The organism is Psychrobacter sp. ANT_WB68 (assembly GCF_008369115.1).
Lineage (GTDB): Bacteria > Pseudomonadota > Gammaproteobacteria > Pseudomonadales > Moraxellaceae > Psychrobacter.
This window is the reverse complement of the sequence record NZ_VOAZ01000003.1, coordinates 201,222-218,991: the sequence shown is the minus strand read 5'-3', so window position 1 is coordinate 218,991 and position 17,770 is coordinate 201,222. Positions and strand designations below refer to the sequence as shown.

11 protein-coding genes are annotated in these 17,770 nt (G+C 40.8%); all 11 read right to left on the bottom strand.

Annotation, left to right across the window (positions count from 1 at the left end):
- Positions 1–40: 40 nt before the first annotated feature.
- Positions 41–3,079, bottom strand: coding sequence for a CDP-glycerol glycerophosphotransferase family protein (locus FQ084_RS09410; RefSeq protein WP_188032944.1), 3,039 nt, complete (start codon positions 3,077–3,079; stop codon positions 41–43).
- A gap of 71 nt (positions 3,080–3,150) precedes the next feature.
- Positions 3,151–4,029, bottom strand: coding sequence for a hypothetical protein (locus FQ084_RS09405; RefSeq protein ID WP_223144870.1), 879 nt, complete (start codon positions 4,027–4,029; stop codon positions 3,151–3,153).
- 514 nt (positions 4,030–4,543) lie between these two features.
- Positions 4,544–5,419, bottom strand: coding sequence for a succinate--CoA ligase subunit alpha (gene sucD, locus FQ084_RS09400; RefSeq protein ID WP_149490377.1), 876 nt, complete (start codon positions 5,417–5,419; stop codon positions 4,544–4,546).
- Between the two features lie 179 nt (positions 5,420–5,598).
- Positions 5,599–6,765 (bottom strand): ADP-forming succinate--CoA ligase subunit beta, encoded by a 1,167-nt coding sequence (gene sucC / locus FQ084_RS09395; protein WP_149490376.1) that lies wholly within the window; start codon positions 6,763–6,765, stop codon positions 5,599–5,601.
- A gap of 192 nt (positions 6,766–6,957) precedes the next feature.
- Positions 6,958–8,409, bottom strand: coding sequence for a dihydrolipoyl dehydrogenase (lpdA, locus tag FQ084_RS09390; RefSeq protein ID WP_149490375.1), 1,452 nt, complete (start codon positions 8,407–8,409; stop codon positions 6,958–6,960).
- A gap of 193 nt (positions 8,410–8,602) precedes the next feature.
- The gene (gene odhB, locus FQ084_RS09385; protein WP_149490374.1) at positions 8,603–9,829 is read right to left on the bottom strand and encodes a 2-oxoglutarate dehydrogenase complex dihydrolipoyllysine-residue succinyltransferase; all 1,227 of its coding nucleotides are present in this window, start codon (positions 9,827–9,829) and stop codon (positions 8,603–8,605) included.
- A gap of 155 nt (positions 9,830–9,984) precedes the next feature.
- Positions 9,985–12,870 carry a 2-oxoglutarate dehydrogenase E1 component gene (locus FQ084_RS09380; RefSeq protein ID WP_149490373.1) on the bottom strand — a complete coding sequence of 962 codons (2,886 nt, stop codon included), beginning with the start codon at positions 12,868–12,870 and terminating at the stop codon, positions 9,985–9,987.
- A gap of 756 nt (positions 12,871–13,626) precedes the next feature.
- Positions 13,627–14,337: a succinate dehydrogenase iron-sulfur subunit gene (locus tag FQ084_RS09375; RefSeq protein WP_149490372.1), complete on the bottom strand. Its 711-nt coding sequence runs from the start codon at positions 14,335–14,337 to the stop codon at positions 13,627–13,629.
- Between the two features lie 193 nt (positions 14,338–14,530).
- A complete protein-coding gene (sdhA, locus tag FQ084_RS09370) occupies positions 14,531–16,381 on the bottom strand; it encodes a succinate dehydrogenase flavoprotein subunit (RefSeq protein WP_149490371.1) in 1,851 nt (616 codons plus the stop codon).
- A 436-nt stretch (positions 16,382–16,817) separates the two neighbouring features.
- Positions 16,818–17,204: a succinate dehydrogenase, hydrophobic membrane anchor protein gene (gene sdhD, locus FQ084_RS09365; protein ID WP_262880744.1), complete on the bottom strand. Its 387-nt coding sequence runs from the start codon at positions 17,202–17,204 to the stop codon at positions 16,818–16,820.
- A gap of 20 nt (positions 17,205–17,224) precedes the next feature.
- Positions 17,225–17,611: a succinate dehydrogenase, cytochrome b556 subunit gene (gene sdhC / locus FQ084_RS09360; protein WP_079690599.1), complete on the bottom strand. Its 387-nt coding sequence runs from the start codon at positions 17,609–17,611 to the stop codon at positions 17,225–17,227.
- Positions 17,612–17,770 lie beyond the last annotated feature (159 nt).

The following is a 17,770-nucleotide window of genomic DNA, read 5'->3' as shown; positions in this document are numbered from 1 at the left end:
CTTGGACAAGCTCTTTTTTGTATTCAGTCGACTTTATTATCTATATATTGGCTAACTGTGCGTAGAATTGCCAATCTTCAATAGTACAATTATCACTATACTCTTCTAATAACATTTTTTGTGAATCTCGTGCCAATATAAAGTCATTACTTAGAATAGCTAGCTTAATACGTAGACGTAATAGCTCATCAGTCAGTTCTGTACCCTGAACCTGTTTAAGCTTTTCCAACCCTTCACCCAAACGCTTTTCATGCCATAATATATTAGCTAATTTGACAGGGTCATCTTGATAGCCAGTCTGAATGACTTGTTCTTTAGTTCGATTAATTACTTCTAACTGCGCTTGATTAATATCAGAATGCTGTAGAGCATTATCAATACGTTCTAGTGCAAGATCCCAAGCCTCATGAGTTATGGCTTGCTGTGCATACTCCATAATCGTATCAACGGAAACTTCTGAGGTATCAGGACGATCGAGATCTAAAATAGCTTCATATACTCGCTCACAATTTTCTCCATCTCTAAATGGAAAGGTTTCAATCATACGTGTTCTATAAGGTTCTAAAGGTTCACCGCCATTCTTAAGAACCGCTTCAAGATTACCTAGTATTCCTTCTTGAGTGGTAGCTACAGGACCAAACCCATTCTCTACATAGGAAAAATAACCTTTCTTAAAAAGATGTGATACTGTAAAAAACTCTTCCTGATCAAACTGATAATAAAGTACATACTTATTCAATAAACCCATTTCAAAGGCAACTGAAGAATAGTCAGTTATCATCAACCTTGCTGTTTGAAAAAGTTTTTGCATACTAAAGTCAGAATGGGTTGCGGTCCAAACACTTATATACTCAGGCAGTTCAAAGTTAGGTAAATAAGGCTCAATGTTAGCATGTGGAGCAAAAATGACCTCGTATCCGTAATGGCGAGATAACTCCTCGAGCTCATTACTATTTAATAAATCGCTCCAGTGTTTAGCATACGAAGTATTCATAAACTCTGAATTGATTGTACGGGTATTACCCATGCCAATCGTATCACCCATAATACCTTTGCGCCAAGTGGGCATTATAAGTATTATTTTATTACTGTTTGAATTATCTGCTAAAAGATTATCATGACGTGGTATTCCAGTCAGAACCACCTCTTTTTCAGTAAGCTTATATCTACTATCTTTATCAAGGATTGAAGAATACTCATCAGTCGTAGTTGTAATCAAACACTGCAGATTATTTTTACTACTAAACCAATCTGATAGATCATTCATTATCACGCCATGCTGTAAAAAGACAAACTTCTTACTATATTCGTACTCATCACCGAAATAATTGTTTATATATTTATCCAAATGACTACTAATAATTTTAGAGGAAAGCTTTAACTTTTTCTCAAATTCCTTAGTGCCGAAATCGACAAGATTAAATCCAGCATGTTCAAGACGATTCCAGTCTGGTGAAGACCTTCTTAAGGCAAAACATATTTTCTGATTAGGATGATTGATCATCAGATATCGGTAAAAACTCTCAGCATTATCGTCCGCTTGAGTATCTCTATCCATCAACAACCAACTCCCATCAGTTTTATACTGTATCGATGGCGAAAACTTACCTATAATCTCTTCTACTTCAACACCGTCCTTATATTGCTTTCCTTTAAGTGAAATCCTTGATTTATTGCCATCTATGAATACTTCAAACTTTCCTTTAGAGCTATAAGAAACCCATGACCTAAACTCGTTAACAAAGTTTTGACCTACAAAATCATGTTTTATCACTTTTTGGTAGATAGGTATCACATCTTTACCATCAAATCGGAATGAGACAGCTCTTTGATGACCTGTGAAGTAAGAGATGAGAATTTGCTCTTTTTCTCTATCTATATTTTCAATATATACGATTTGATTAAAAACCCTATCGTTTTTAAAAGTTTCAATCATTCCTACTTTAAATGCAAACCATATTCCTGCTAAGTCAAAATCTAATATGACCTCTGAGTCTATATAATAAAATATATCTTCAATGAGCTTATGAAAAATATTTTCTTCTTCACAACTTAGAAACAATGTTTTCTCAGGATTATCTACCAATAATCTTAAATACCAACTTATATCATATAAAACGGTTCTTTGAATATGATTAGGCACATATCCTAAGTCATTATTGTATATAGATAAAATAGCTAGATAGCCTTTTTTTAATATATCCCTATACTTCCTCTTATCTTCCCAAGATTTATCCACAGTAGAGCTTTTATCATTTCTTTTTCTATAAAGATATATTAGGTCTTTAGAAAACAATACGTTTCCGTCATTTCTCAGTAGATATTCAGCTATAAACTTACCATCCTCAAAAGTAGGCTTTACATCTTCCCCAAACTGTAAAAATTTTTCATTAATAATTGACGTTTTAAAGATAGATGCTGCAGCTGAAAGATTGATATGACTCTTCAAGTCCATAGCAGGCAGTCTAGTCTTAATATTTTTGAAGCGATTCCTTAGTGGATGCCTATTTCTAATCTCATTAAACTCTTCCATAAATAACTGGATATTGGCTACAATCATATTTAAAGAATTGTCATTTTCTAAAATGGAATTTAAAGTATAGAAATAATCTATGTCTACAAAATCGTCTGGATCAATAAAAGTAACCCATTCACTAGTTACTAGATCAATTCCCATATTCCTAGCAGATGCTTGGCCACCATTATCTTTATATAAGTAAGTAATATTATTTGGATATTTTCTTTGCCATTTCTTAATAATAGTAGCAGATCCATCTGTTGATCCATCATCTACTAAAATTAATTTTATATATTTTTTAAAACTTAGCGACTGATTTATTAAGCTATCAAAATAATCTTCTATATAGTCCTCAACATTATATACTGCTGAAACAACAGTGAAATGATTCGAACTGCTATATTTAATAGGTAAGTATTTTCGTGCCTGATTACTTCGCTTCTTGTATGAATCTCCCAAAAAACCCTTTGGATCTCTTTTTAGTTTATTTATACGTCTTTTTAAAACCATCTTTTTGTCATTATCTATAGATAAAACTTTAATAATTTTCTTGTAACTCATAAAAAACTCCATATTGGAAACATCTATTATAAAACTATGAAAAAGTGAGGTTAATGCTTGGGATTAGAAATCTAAATACTAACTTTACTATAAAAAATCTTGCCTTCTTCTGTAAAAATAGATTCTGTATATTTATTATTAGAGTTACTACTATTTATAGTTACATCAACTCGTAAGGGAAGCTCGCATATTTCACCTGTTAACATATTTATTTCTATATATAATTGATAAAATCCAGTATCTATATGCGACATATCTAGACCTTTATACTTGTTTGTACAGAAATAAGCTTTATCGTAATTTACAAATGTACCTTCGTAATATATTTTAGATATCTGTGGCTTGTTATCTTTAGCTAGTAAGATTTCATAATTTTTTGTAGGTGACTTGAGCTTTAAAACATATTTTAAGTCGTGATAGTAAGCACAAGGTACTCCTCGTAGAAAAAACACGCCTTCTACATAAAAGAATCCCTTATTATCGAAAATTATCTTGTTCACTCTCAAAACTGGTTCTTTAGTTATATTCATCACCTTGCATAATCTGTCTTCGTGTATAATGCTATTTTTAAATATTGGTGGTAAGTTATAACATAGACAACCTAAGATACTTAGTATCAATGGTGCATTGTGAGACGTTACATCTTGATGTCTTCTGACCAATACAGATCTGGATTCAATGAAATTAAAATTAAAGTATTTGTGAAAGTGACCCAAGAAAGGGTGGATTTGTCCCAAATATCGATCATCAGCTTTGGATGATATTAAATATATGTTTCTATCGTAATTAGTATCATTTTCAATTTCGTTTAATATCATAGAGTCTAATTTTTTTATATTTTTGCTACTTAGTTCACTTCCTAACATAAATTTTGCAGGGCTTTTTATAGGTCCTTTAGGAATAGTACCCGCAACAGACGACCCTATTAACAACGTTGGTGCTGATAACAATATATTTCTGAAGTTATATTTAAGACCATAGAACAATGCACTTGACCCACCTTTTGAAGCTCCTAACAGCGTACAATTTTCACGATTAACATTTAAAAAACCTAATACTTTATCTAAGAACCTACAAACTGCTTGTTCTAATTTATTATTTTCCGAGTAAACAGGATCAATATAATAAGTTGCTTTACCATTATCATAAAAATCATCTTTAATCCATAATACGTACGCCCTGCTTGATTTTAGCGCATTTAAGAAATCGTATGTGAAACTAGATTTAGCGCCAAATCCACTAAAAACTACAATAAGATGATTTGTATCGTATGTTCTATCCTTTAAAATGTATTTAAAAGTAAATCCTCCCTAATCTATACTCTCTTCTTGTGCACTCAAAGTAAACATATATCACCATATAGACAAAATAAATATTTTTGAAACAAAAAAACACCCCATTGTAGGGGTGTCTTTTTATTTTTTCAATGACGTTTCGGTATTAGACTGTAGATTGATACCTACCTTACCAACCCGTAACTTCTTTTAGCTTATCACCGATTTTTGATGGATCGCGAGTATAAGCAATACCAGCGTCTTCAAAGGCTTTAAATTTCTCTTCAGCAGTACCTTGACCACCAGAGATAATTGCACCAGCATGACCCATACGTTTACCGGCAGGCGCAGTCACACCAGCGATATAACCAACAACTGGTTTAGTCACATGCTCTTTGATATAAGCAGCAGCTTCTTCTTCAGCAGTACCACCAATCTCACCGATTAAGATGATAGCTTCAGTTTGTGGATCTTCTTGGAACAGTTTTAGCGCATCAATTTGGTTCATACCAGGGATAGGATCGCCACCGATACCGATACAGGTTGACTGACCAAAGCCAAGCTTAGTCGTCTGTGCAACCGCTTCATAAGTCAAAGTACCAGAGCGTGAGATGATGCCCACTTTACCTGGCAAATGGATATGACCTGGCATGATACCGATTTTGCACTGACCTGGGGTGATAACGCCTGGGCAGTTTGGACCGACCATACGTACACCGTCAGCTTCTTCGATATAGCGTTTGGCTTTTAGCATATCGATAGTCGGTACGCCTTCAGTGATCACAACGATCAATTTCACGCCGGCATCGACTGCTTCAACGATAGAATCTAGTACAAATGGTGCTGGTACATAGATAACTGACGCGTCAGCTTGGGTCGCTTCCATCGCTTCCGCCATGGTGTTAAATACTGGCAAACCTAGGTGCGTTTGACCGCCTTTACCTGGTGTTACGCCACCAACCACTTTAGTGCCGTATTCGATCGCTTGTTCAGAGTGGAATGTACCGTTCTTACCGGTAAAACCTTGTACCAATACTTTGGTATCTTTATCAATTAATACACTCATTATTTTTCCTTATTCGGTTGTCTTGTCATTGCAATTTTCTTAGTGTTTTTTGATATAGCGCCAAATATTAACGCTATAACATTATTCTTAGAAACTGCCATCACGCTTTGACTACAATGCTAAAGGGTTTTATAAATGCCTATTTATCGCACTTATTTTTAACCGCTTATGTTAAAGACTTAGGCTTTAACTGCATCGACAATTTTTTGCGCCGCGTCTGCTAGGCCTTGAGCGGAGATGATTTTCACATCAGATTGCTCTAGTAGCGCAGCACCTTTCTCAGCGTTGTTACCTTCTAGACGTACAACTACAGGTACTTTTACGTCGACTTCTTTAACCGCAGCGATAATCGCTTCTGCAATCATGTCACAACGTACGATACCGCCAAAGATGTTGATTAGAACACCTTCAACACTGCTGTCTTCTAGAATAATTTTGAACGCTTCAACAACGCGATCTTTGGTTGCACCGCCGCCAACGTCCAAGAAGTTAGCAGGTTTGCCGCCATACAGTTTGATGATGTCCATGGTCGCCATCGCAAGACCAGCACCATTCACCATACAACCAATGTTACCTTCTAGGGCAACATAGTTTAGGTCAAACTCAGCCGCTTTTAGCTCACGCTCATTTTCTTGCGTTTTGTCTTGTAGTGCAGCAATTTTAGGCAAACGATATAGGGCGTTTGAGTCGATACCAATTTTGCCATCAACACAAACGATTTCGCCGTTTTCGCGAACCGCTAATGGGTTAATCTCAAGCAAATCAATGTCGTTTTCAATGAAGGCTTTATAAGCACCGCTCATTAATTTTACAAACTGGTTGATTTGTTTGCCTTCAAGACCTAATTTAAAGGCCACTTCACGTGCTTGGTAAGGCATTAGACCCACTAATGGATCGACACTTACTTTAAAGATTTTTTCTGGTGTCTCGTTTGCTACTTCTTCGATATCAACGCCACCTTCGGTTGATGCCATGAAAGTCACGCGACGCGTAGAACGGTCAACAACTGCGCCAAGATATAGCTCAGTTTGTACTGGGTACATATCTTCTGCAACCAATACAAAGTTGACTGGTTGGCCATCAGCGTCAGTCTGGAACGTAACCAGATTGGTACCGATAAGCGCATCAGCGACTTCCTTAGCTTCTTCACGAGTTTTAACTAACTTAACACCTCCAGCTTTACCGCGACCACCAGCATGAACTTGCGCTTTAATAACCGCAATGTCAGTTGGTGTTTTATCAAAAGCAGCAGCAGCTTCGTCGCCGTTATGGGCGATAATGCCTTCTTGAATGGGCAAACCGTAGCTTTTCAATAGCTCTTTTGCTTGATACTCATGTAAATTCATTGATTGTATCCTTTATTTTTTTACAATTAATAAAAAGTGAAAACAAGTGCTAGAAGCATATATCTGAGCACTGATGATGGCGTGACGACTATCTTAATGACGATAGCAGCCGCGCCATCGAGTTAAACTTGATATTTATTTAAATTGTCTTAATTTTAATTGTACGAACTTAAATCATTTTATCTGTAAAAACTACTTACGCTTTTTACGCTGGATGGCGTGAATCGCGCGACCATCTGCAGAAAGAGCCGCTTCATGAACCGCTTCAGAAATAGTTGGATGCGCAAACGTCATCAACTGCAAATCTTCGATACTAGAAACAAATTCCATCGCAATCATACCTTGATGGACGATATCACCAGCACCCGCAGAGATGGCATGCATACCTAATAGACGGTCTGTTTTAGCATCAGCAACGACTTTGATAGAGCCTTGCGCTTCACTTTGAGCAAGCGCACGACCGTTCGCCGCTAGGTTAAATGAACCAGTTTTCACTTCATAACCAGCAGCTTCTGCTTCTTGCTCGGTCAAACCAACCCATGCGATTTCTGGATGGGTATAAATGACGTTAATGATCGTGTCATAGTTAACTTGTGCTTTTTCGCCATGAATGCGCTCAACTGCCATCATGCCTTCTTCCATTGCTTTATGCGCAAGCATAGGACCACGCACCAAGTCACCGATAGCATAAACGCCATCAAGATTGGTTTTACATTGGTCATCGACATCGATTAGACCGCGTTCAGTTAAGGTGACACCGCTGTCTTCACCCAATAGTTTTTCAGAGTATGCACGGCGGCCAACACAAACAATCAGTTTGTCAAAGCTCTCTTCGCTAGACTCACCTTTAGTTTCACTGGTAACGACCACTTGATCGCCTTTCACTTCAGCATTGGTAACCTTGGTATCGACACGGATATCAAGACCTTGCTTCTTCAGCATTTTGCCCGCTTCTTTAGCAATATCTTTGTCAGCAGCAGCTAAGAAACTTGGTAACGCTTCATAAACCACCACTTCCGCGCCTAAACGACGCCATACTGAACCAAGCTCTAGACCGATAACACCGGCACCGATTACGCCTAAACGCTTAGGGACTGAGGTGAAATCAAGGGCACCCGTAGAATCAACGATGCGATCGCCGTCAGTTTTTGCCACAGGAATATCAATAGGAACCGAACCTGCTGCAAGAATCACGTTTTTAGCCGTGATAATGGTTTCTGCTTCGTCAGCAAGGGCGGTGAATTTAACTTTTTTATCCGCGCCTTTACCATCTTCCAACGTGCCCCAGCCCTGTAGCCAGTCAACGCCATTACCTTTTAACAATGCCGCAACGCCGCCAGTCAATTGCTTAACGATGCCTTCTTTACGAGCAATCATTTGCTCGATATCGATAGCAACGTCGCCGGTGCTGATACCATGTTCAGCAAGGTCATGCTTCGTCGCTTCATAACGATGTGAGCTATCAAGCAAGGCTTTTGATGGGATACAACCGACGTTTAAGCAAGTACCGCCAAGCGCTGGCTCACCTTTATAAACACGTTTCTCGATACAAGCAACGCTCATACCTAGTTGGCCTGCACGAATAGCGGCTTCATAACCACCAGGACCGCCGCCGATGACGACTAGATCATAATTGTCTTTCATAGTACGTTCCTATTTCTAATTTTATTTAGGATTTAAATGATTGGTTAGGTTGTTGGCCTATAAATGATAATTTTATTCTGTCGTTAATACACGATAAGAACAAAGGACTTTCTGTTATTTATCAATAGACCATAATCACCTAGTCCAAAGTTAAAAAGCTTGTATCAGTGGTTACCGATACAAGCTCATAGACTTAAAGGTCTAGTAGCAACATGGCTGGATCTTCGACCAACTCTTTGATAGTCACTAAGAACTGCACTGCCTCTTTACCATCGATCATACGGTGATCATAAGAAAGTGCTAGGTACATCATTGGTAGAATTTCAACTTTACCATCGACTGCCATCGGACGATCATTGATGGCATGCATACCTAAGATAGCGGTTTGCGGTGGATTCAAGATAGGCGTAGACATCAATGAACCAAATACACCACCATTTGAAATCGTGAATGTACCGCCAGTCATATCATCTAGACCCAGTTTACCTTGTTGTGCTTTACCACCAAACTCACGAATCTTAGCTTCAACATCAGCCATGCTCATGCGATCGGTATCACGCAATACAGGAACGACTAGACCACGATCTGAAGACACGGCCACACCGATATCATAGAAACCATGATAAACGATATCATCACCATCTAGTGAGGCGTTAACCGCTGGGAAACGTTTCAATGCTTCGGTCGCCGCTTTAATGAACAATGACATAAAGCCTAGACGTACGCCATGACGTTTCTCAAACTGCTCTTTATACTTAGCACGCATGTCCATCAACGGTTTCATGTTGACTTCGTTGAACGTTGTTAGCATCGCTGTTTCTTGAGAAGCGGCTAACAGACGGTTCGCAACTGTCTTACGTAGACGCGTCATTGGAACACGTTTTTCAGTACGCTCACCTGTTGATTCCGCCACTGGACGACCGCTGTCAGATTTGATAGAACTATCTACTTTTAGCGTTGGGTTCGCCATATCAGTTTTGGTCACACGACCACCACGACCGCTGCCTTCGACATTTTTAGGATCTACGCCGCTTTCTTTCGCCGCTTTACGTACCGCAGGGCTTTGATCTTTATGATCAGACTCGTCCGCTTTGTCAGTCGCTTGTACTTGCTTAGGCTGAACAGGTGCAGCTGGTTGGTCTGGATCAACTGCAGGAGCATCACCTTTATCAGCACTACCACTGGCACCTGCTTCAAACTCTGCGATCAATTCGTCAGACAAAACAGTATCGTCAACTTGCTTGACGATTTTAGTCACAACACCGTTATCAGGTGCCACCACTTCTAGTACCACTTTATCAGTTTCGATTTCAGCCAATAAATCATCACGGCTAACTTCTTGACCTTCAGTGACATGCCATTCCACGATGGTGCCGTCGGCAACCGATTCTGGGAACACGGGGGCTTTAATCTCAGCCATCGATATACTCCTTAGATGTTGATATTACTATTTATTATTAAGTCGTGATAAGCAGTCAGCACCCTTTTAAATGTCTTACTTAAATGGTAATACTGGGTACTGACTGTTATCGCCTGATTCATGTATATTGAATAATCTGTTACGTAGACGAGTCGCTATTTAGACAGCTCATCCACACTAACGCCAAGGCCACCAGCAATCAAATCTTGTTGCTGCTTGACATGCAGTTTTGCCGAACCTGTTGCCGGTGCCGCACTAGCAGGACGCGCTACCGGCTCCATGACTTTCGCCTTAGTTGGGTGCGGTACGACAATACGGAACATGTGCGGCGCTAAGTAATACCAAGCACCTTGGTTAAGTGGCTCTTCTTGCGTCCAAACGATTTCTTTTAGATTGCTGTATTTTTCAATCTCAGCAATTAAACGTTTTTCTGGCAATGGATAAAGCTGTTCGATACGCACGATAGCGACATGATCTAATCCCAGCGCACGGCGCTGCTCTAGCAAGTCATAATAGACTTTACCGCCACATAGCACCATACGAGTCACGTTATCCGCATTTTGCTGATCCATCTCTGGCAATACCGTTTCAAACTTACCGTTTGCCAACTCTTCAAGATTTGACGTCGCCAATTTATGGCGTAGCAAACTCTTCGGTGACATGACGATTAACGGCTTACGAATCGGACGTACCGCTTGGCGACGTAACGCATGATAAATTTGCGCTGGCGTCGTTGGCGTAATCACTTGCATATTGTCTTCAGCACATAGCTGTAAGAAGCGCTCAAGACGGGCAGATGAATGCTCAGGACCTTGACCTTCAAAACCATGAGGTAACAACATCGTTAGACCACAAACACGCTGCCATTTGGTTTCACCGCTTGAGATGAACTGGTCAATGACCACTTGGGCGCCGTTGACAAAATCGCCAAACTGCGCTTCCCATACGACAAGTGCATTTGGCACAGTGGTTGCATAGCCGTACTCGAATGCTAATACTGCTTCCTCTGATAACAATGAGTTATAAGTGGCAAAGCGCGCTTGTGTTTCACTGATATGAGCCAATGGCACATACATGCTGCCATCTTCAATATTATATAGCTCACTATGGCGATGCGAGAAAGTACCACGGCCGACATCTTCACCCGTAATACGTACCAACACTTTATCATTATCGACCAGTGACGCGTATGCTAGTGTCTCGGCGGCGCCCCAGTTTAAAGGCTCTTCACCCGTTTGCATGGCTAATCGTTGTTCGACCACTTTTTGCACTTGGCGTTGTAACTTATAGCCTTCTGGCATCTCCGCCATACGGCGGCCATAACCTTTTAGCACTTCGATATCGACGCTGGTATCCCAGTCATCGACCAAATCGTGACCCAAATAAGGTTTCCAATCGACGAATAACTCTTCGTTAGGCTCGCTCACTAATGAGTTGGCAACATATTCACCGCGGTCTAAAGATTCACGATATTCATCTTCGTAGCGTTTTTCATCTTCTTGGCTAAGTAGACCTTCTTCAATCAGCTTTTGCGCATAGATAGTACGAGTCGTCGGTAGCTTCTTAATCACCGCATACATCAGTGGCTGAGTGGCTGATGGCTCATCGGCTTCGTTATGACCATTACGGCGATAGCAGAACAAGTCAATGATGATGTCTTTATCGAACTCATGACGGTAATCTAAGGCCAATTGAGCAGCAAATACTACGGACTCAGGGTCATCACCGTTTACATGCAGAATAGGTGCATGCACCATTTTTGCGACGTCAGTACAGTATTCAGTTGAACGCGCATCTTCTTGACGGCTCGTCGTGAAACCAACTTGGTTATTGATAACAATATGAACCGTACCACCCGTTGTATAAGCACGAGTCTGTGACATCTGGAAGGTTTCTTGTACCACGCCTTGGCCAGCAAAAGCGGCATCACCATGAATAACGATTGGTAATACTGAGTTACCTGTCTTATTTTCATGGAGCGGCTGATCGTTACGGCGGACTTGACGGGCACGTACTGACCCTTGTAGTACAGGGGCAACAATCTCAAGATGCGATGGGTTAAACGCCAATGCTAAATGCGCCTCGCCACCTGGGGTCATCACGTTAGACGAAAAACCATTATGGTATTTAACGTCACCTGAGCCTTTTTCTGGCTGTACTTTACCATCGAACTCATCGAACAAATCGGCAGGGTTTTTACCCAAGATATTTACCAATAGGTTCAAGCGTCCACGGTGAGCCATACCAATGACCATCTCTTTGGTGCCATAACCGCCAGCACGTTGGATGATTTCATTGATAGCAGGAATAAAGCTCTCGCCGCCTTCCAAACCAAAACGCTTAACGCCCGTATATTTACGAGCCAAATATTTTTCTAAGCCTTCTGCAGCAGTCAGACGCTCAAGAATTGATAAACGTTTTTCTTTATCAAACTCGATGTAACCTAAGTTGGTTTCTAGGTATTTTTCCATCCAGCGTTTTTCTGTGCTGGTGGTCACGTGCATATACTCGATACCAATGTAACGGCAGTAAACGCGCTCCATAATTTCGATAATTTCACGTAACGTCGCTTCATCCTTACCAATATTTAAATCATTGGTTGGGAATACCGTATCAAGATCGGCTTCTGAAAGGTTGTGATAAGCGAGAGTTAAATCTTCCACCTCTGCACGTGGATGCAGATTTAAGGGATCAAGCTTAGCGTGGCGATGACCACGACGACGGTAGGCAGAAATCAGCTGCTGCACACCCATTTGTTTGGGGTTGTTACAGTTACCTGTATTATTAGCCGCTGCGTCAGAGGTGTCAGCCGTTACTTTATTAGCGGTCTGATTGCGTGCTAGCAATAAGAACTGATCTTTAATCGCATTATGCGCAGCATCGTTTGGTGATTTGTATTGTTCAAAATACGCTTGCCAATCGCTATCAACGCTACTAGGATCATCTAGATATTGCTCATAGAGCGCTTCGATATAATTGGCATTATCAGCAGCCAATTCAGTGTGATCTACGCTCGCTGCTTCTTTAGTTATACTATTCATAATAATCGTCTATTTGATAGATAAATGAATGGAATCGTGCTTATTATTGTGACATCTGTTGTTCATTGAAGATTGGCGATATTTACCATCAGTTTTTAATACTAAAAGCTATCTAACGATAAAAAGCCTGATTGCAATACCAATCTTACAATTACCATTATTTGTGAACGGCCGGTTTTCTGAATCGTCTCGTTTCACAACATTAATTTATATATACTGCTTTCAGCTATAACCAAATTGTTAATAATGAGGTTTTTAATCCAGCATTTCTTCTTTCAGTTAGCCTATCAATTGGCTATTTGCACTGAAATGTTTTCCTATGGTAGAAAATTGACGTCTATTGCGCCAAAAATACATTGCCGTATAGAATAACATGCCTACCCTATACGCCATAGTTTGTTTGTTCAATACTAGGTATTTACGTAATGAATATCTAGTATCATTTTTCGCAACTTTACATCTGTAATACTAGACAATATTACTATATTCAATTATATAGGGAGTCGCGTGATATAGCATGTCTTCTTACATACAAGCAACGTATCGTTAATACAGCCTTACTTACCCTGACGCATTTGCCACTGCCCCTCAACAATATCTCTCAAAATATTAATATTGTCATTTTAATAACAAGAACAGTAGCTTATCGATTCAGAAAACAACCCAATGCTAATATTTTTAATAAAAAACACCACCTAATGATAGGTGGTGTTTTTGATATCGCTATTATAAAGCTAATTGACCCTAAAAGGTAGACTAACCTGCTTGATCGATAAGCAAATTGCGTAAATGACCAATCGCTTTGGTTGGATTTAGGCCTTTTGGACATACTGAAACACAGTTCATGATACCGCGGCAACGGAACAAGCTAAACGGATCGTCTAAACGCGCTAAACGAGCACGAGTGTCGGTGTCACGACTGTCAGAAACGAAACGGTTGGCATTCAGTAGCGCTGCTGGACCTAAGAACTTATCAGGGTTCCACCAGAATGATGGGCAGCTGGTTGAACAGCATGCACATAAGATACACTCATACAAACCGTTGAGCTTTTCACGCTGCTCAGGTGACTGCAAGCGCTCTGTTGCTGGCGCTGGCTGGTCATTTATTAAGAACGGGTGAACTTTTTCGTACTGCTCATAGAACTGGTTCATGTCGACGACCAAATCACGAACCACTGGCAGACCTGGTAATGGACGAACCGTTACTTTTTCAGGCAAGGTATTCATGTTTATAAGACAGGCTAGACCGTTCTTACCATTGATATTCATGCCGTCAGAACCGCAAATACCTTCACGGCACGAACGACGGAAGGTGAGGGTCTCATCTTCCTTTTTTAAGCGTAATAACACGTCAAGCAACATACGATCTGAGTCTAACAACTCAACCGTATAGGTTTGCATGCGTGGCGCTGCGTCCAGATCAGGATCGTAGCGATAGATTTCGATGGTGCGAGTACCTCGGCTCATAATGCTAAACTCCACACGTAGATGATGGCGGGCTGACAAATCCTACAATCTAAGGATTGTAAACTATCAGCGCTGATATTTCTGAGTCTCAGCGCTGACAGCGACCTGTCGCTGGCGGTCACCTTTTTAATAAATTAATAAGGGATAAAACGTTTCTTACAGTGCGTAAAAATCAGGCGCACATCGTCTAGAATTAATAGACGCGAACCTTTGGCTCGATATAGTCAACCGTCAATGGTACTTTACGAACAGGCTTATAGATAATACGGTTGCCTTCAGAATACCATAAGGTATGCTTCATCCAATCATTGTCATTACGGCCGTTTGGTGCGTACTCATCATCTTCTGGACGATCATAGTCAGAAACACTGTGCGCGCCGCGACTTTCATGACGCTTAGCCGCTGATATCATCGTTGCTTTTGCCACTTCATACAAGTTAGCGACTTCGAACGCTTCAATACGAGCGGTGTTAAAGACTTGTGATTTATCAGCCAAATGGATTTGGTCGATTTTTTCACCTAGCGCTAGGATTTTCTCAACGCCTTCATCCATCATCGCTTGCGTACGGAATACGCTGGCATGCGTTTGCATGGTTGCACGAATCTCGTCGGCGACGTCTTGAGCATTATAGCCTGAAGTTGATTGTTGCAATTTGTCTAAACGACGCATGGTAAAATCAAGAACGCGAGGATCTAATGGCTTATAGTTATGATCGGCATGATGGAATTCATCAACGATATGCTTTCCAGCAGCGCGACCAAAGACCAATAAATCAAGCAATGAGTTGGTACCTAAACGGTTGGCACCGTGAACACTGACGCACGCACATTCACCAATGGCATAAAGACCTTTAACTACATTGCCTTTGGCATATAGACCGTCTTCATCCGTGCCCGCTTCTAGATCCGGTACAATCACTTGACCATGGATAGTCGTTGGAATACCGCCCATCATATAGTGAATGGTTGGGATAACTGGAATTGGCTCTTTAGTGATATCAACGTTAGCAAAGTTCTTACCAATCTCGAATACTGATGGCAGACGCTTCATGATGGTTTCAACACCCAAATGCGTCATATCCATCACGATATGGTCAGCATTCGGACCACAACCACGGCCTTCTTTGATTTCTTGGTCCATAGAACGAGAAACCAAGTCACGTGGTGCTAAGTCTTTAACCGTTGGTGCATAACGCTCCATGAACGCTTCGCCATCTTTATTACGTAAGATAGCACCTTCACCGCGACAACCTTCGGTCAATAGTACGCCGGCACCATGAACGCCGGTTGGATGGAACTGCCAGAATTCCATATCTTGCAATGGAATACCCGCACGAACCGCCATGCCAATACCGTCACCAGTATTGATGTAAGCGTTAGTAGATGCGGCAAAGATACGACCCGCGCCGCCCGTTGCAAGAACCGTAATCGGCGATTGGAATACAGCAACCGTGCCCGTTTCTTGTTCAATCGCGATTACGCCGTTGATATTACCCGCGTCATCTTTGATCAAATCAAGGGCAATCCACTCGATAAAGAACTCAGTACCTTGCTGTAGGTTTTTCTGATATAGCGTATGCAATAATGCGTGACCTGTACGGTCAGCAGCAGCACATGCACGCTGTACGGCTTTTTCGCCATAGTTTGAGGTATGACCGCCGAATGGGCGCTGATAAATCGTGCCATCTTCGTTACGGTCAAACGGCATACCCATATGCTCAAGCTCATACACCACTTTAGGTGCTTCACGGCACATGTACTCAATGGCGTCTTGGTCACCTAACCAATCTGACCCTTTAACGGTGTCATAAAAGTGAAAGTGCCAGTTATCATTGCTCATGTTACCCAAACTTGCACCGATACCACCTTGAGCAGCAACGGTGTGCGAACGGGTTGGGAATACTTTGGTCAAGACTGCAACCTTCATGCCCGCTTCCGCTAAATGCAAAGAAGCACGCATACCCGAGCCGCCACCACCAACGATGACCGCGTCGTAGTTCAGGGTTTTAATATTACTAATGGTATTATCTTGTCTAGTTGCCATTACGGTTTTCCTAATGCCTGTTAATGCTTAGAAGTAAATAAAAAGGTTGGTCTGCATCTTATTGTGTATTAACGTTAGCGAGTTTTTGCTGCAACGCTACTGACAATAATCAAAATACAATACAAACAGCCTTCAACCACTTAATTTGCATATCTATCGTTATATTGGGCCTGCCCATTTTTTCACTGCTTTTATCTATATAAAAGTCATTTAGCATATAAGTAATAGTGAATTTCGTGTGCGCCCAACGCTATGATTAGCTATGACTATGTTGGCTACTAACGGATGTCTATCACCTAAGCATTTTAAAGTACTTATTTAAATAACGTACTTTAAAATAAGCGAATCATCGCCAATGCTGTCAGGTTTGTCCGTCGTTATTAGATATTGATTTATAAAAATTAAACAAATCAATATCTAAATGTATGATTACTGGTTAAACGGCAACAACACCGAAGCCGTTACCCCAAAAAATCATAATGCCCCAAAATAGGAAGACTAAAATAGCGATAATCATTAATGACTGTAGCACTAAACGTAGGCCAGCTGCGCTTGAGCCCAGTTTGCCAGTGGTAATATAGTCAGTAAACACGGTCCACATACCAACCCAAGCATGACCAGCCAACGCCAAAACGGCCAATAAGCTGAACAGACGCATCGGTAAGCTGGTCATAAATCCTGACCATTCAACGAAACTCACATTGCCATGAGTTAAGAAGAAGCCCAGTAAGACCACACTGTATACAGCTAAAATTACGGCACTAATACGCTGGACAATCCAATCACGTGAACCTGAGCCGGTTAGACCCGTAGCGCTGTTGATTCCTGAATCATTTTTTATCATTAGAACATCACCCATACAAATGACGCGACAATTAAGATTGCTGCAATTACAAAGCTAATCATAGAAGCGGCACGGCCAGATTTTAGCTCCTCATTCATGCCCATATCAGCAAATAAATGCTTGATACCCATCACAAAGTGATAAGCGATGGCGGCGACAAAAATCCACGCCAAAAAGCGAACAAGGACATTGTCAAATACGGTCTCAAAACTCTCAGGTGACGCCAAAGAATTCTGTAACAGCCATAACATGACAGGAATAAGTAGAAATAAAACAATGCCAGAGATACGATGCAAGATTGAAGCTATCGCAATCGGTGAGCGATTAACGCTAATCACTTGGCTTAAGGGCAGATCAATAGGTCGGTTGCTTTTCACAGCGGGCATCCTTTTTGCGGTTATACTCCTGTATCTGCTATCAACGCTTTATACAAACACTATTCTACAAGCGGCGAGCAACACATGAGATGAATAAAGTAAGGAAGGGCTAGCTGACGTCGTTTAATTTGCGCTAAATTTGAAAGGTAGCAAGCTTTTATATAGTTT